This window comes from Candidatus Pelagibacter sp. HIMB1623 (genome assembly GCF_052047695.1).
Classification (GTDB): domain Bacteria; phylum Pseudomonadota; class Alphaproteobacteria; order Pelagibacterales; family Pelagibacteraceae; genus Pelagibacter.
The window spans coordinates 1-1,147 of the sequence record NZ_JBNAJN010000011.1 but is presented as its reverse complement, the minus strand read 5'-3'; the positions used below and the strand labels follow the sequence as shown (position 1 = coordinate 1,147).

The following is a 1,147-nucleotide window of genomic DNA, read 5'->3' as shown; positions in this document are numbered from 1 at the left end:
GAATGTTGTGTTACTATTAGTTGTAGTTAGTACAACATCTGCACTTAACGTTACTGCACCTGTATAGGTTTGAGTACCTGATGTTGTTACGTTTGCTCCAAGGTTAGATGTTGTTGATACGGATAGATCAACAATACTTGTTGCAGCACCATCTAAATCTAAAGCACCGGTAATAATTAGATCATGAGATCCTGTACCAGTTAGAGTGTTTCCAAAATTAATTGTTGACCCTTGTAAAGTTCGATCTCCTCCTGATAACGTTGTAGCTCCAGTATAGGTTTGAGTTCCAGTTGTTGTTACATTGGCTGCAAGGTTAGATGTTGTGGATACAGATAATGAACTTGCGCTTGTAATCGCTGCATCAAGATCAAGAGCACCCGTAATAATGATTGCGCCAAGACCATATGTGCCACCCACTTCTCCATCAAATTCTGTTTCAGTAAACGATGTCGATAAGGCATCAGTATCTGTTGTACCTGTAGTATTGGAACTATCTACGGTTCCTGCAAAAGTTAACTGTGATCCACCAGTTAAAGTAATGTCTGCAGAAATTATTGCATTACCAGTATACGTTTGATCACCTGTTGTTTTAACATTGGCACCAAGGTTAGAAGTTCCTGAAACTGCAAGTGAGGTTGCTCCTGCAGTATTATCGGATTGGATGATATTGGCATCAAGATCTAAATTACCGGTAATAAGGATAGCACCAACTGGTGTAGTATCCCCAACAGTACTACTAAAGAGTACGGTTGCAAGTGAACTTAAATTATCACTACCATTAGTATCGACAGTTAAATCTTGTGCTCCGTTAACTGTACCCGTAAAGGTTACAGTGTCTCCTGAAGTTGTTAAGGTTCTAGCAGCACCCGATAACGTTACATTATTATTATATTCTTGAGTACCGGTTGTCGTGATATTCGCACCAAGATTAGAAGTTCCTGATACATATAAATCATTAATATCTGTTATCGCGCCATCAAGATCAAGAGCACCGGTAATGGTTAAATCATCAGTTGCTGCTGTTGTTCCTGTTACCGTACTTACAAAGTTAACAGTTGACCCTTGTAACGTTCTACTACCATCAGTGGTTACTGCACCTGTATAGTTTGTGTACCACTCGTTGTTACATTGGCACCAAGGTTAGATG

3 protein-coding genes are annotated in these 1,147 nt (G+C 39.6%); 2 read left to right on the top strand and 1 reads right to left on the bottom strand.

What is annotated here, in order from left to right; all coding sequences use genetic code 11:
• The coding region (locus ACTTBN_RS03145; RefSeq protein ID WP_440680940.1) for a hypothetical protein at positions 1-417 on the bottom strand (417 nt) is incomplete at its 3' end.
• On the opposite strand from ACTTBN_RS03145, the gene ACTTBN_RS03140 reads away from it, so the two are divergent.
• Positions 386-577, top strand: coding sequence for a hypothetical protein (locus tag ACTTBN_RS03140; protein WP_440680938.1), 192 nt, complete (start codon positions 386-388; stop codon positions 575-577). The two genes, ACTTBN_RS03145 and ACTTBN_RS03140, sit on opposite strands and share 32 nt — an antisense overlap.
• A 333-nt stretch (positions 578-910) precedes the next feature.
• A complete protein-coding gene (locus ACTTBN_RS03135) occupies positions 911-1,105 on the top strand; it encodes a hypothetical protein (protein ID WP_440680937.1) in 195 nt (64 codons plus the stop codon).
• Positions 1,106-1,147 lie beyond the last annotated feature (42 nt).

Bases quoted from the DNA above. Each gene is read 5' to 3' on its own strand.
- ACTTBN_RS03140 (WP_440680938.1), top strand. From the start codon at position 386: ATGATTGCGCCAAGACCATATGTGCCACCCACTTCTCCATCAAATTCT.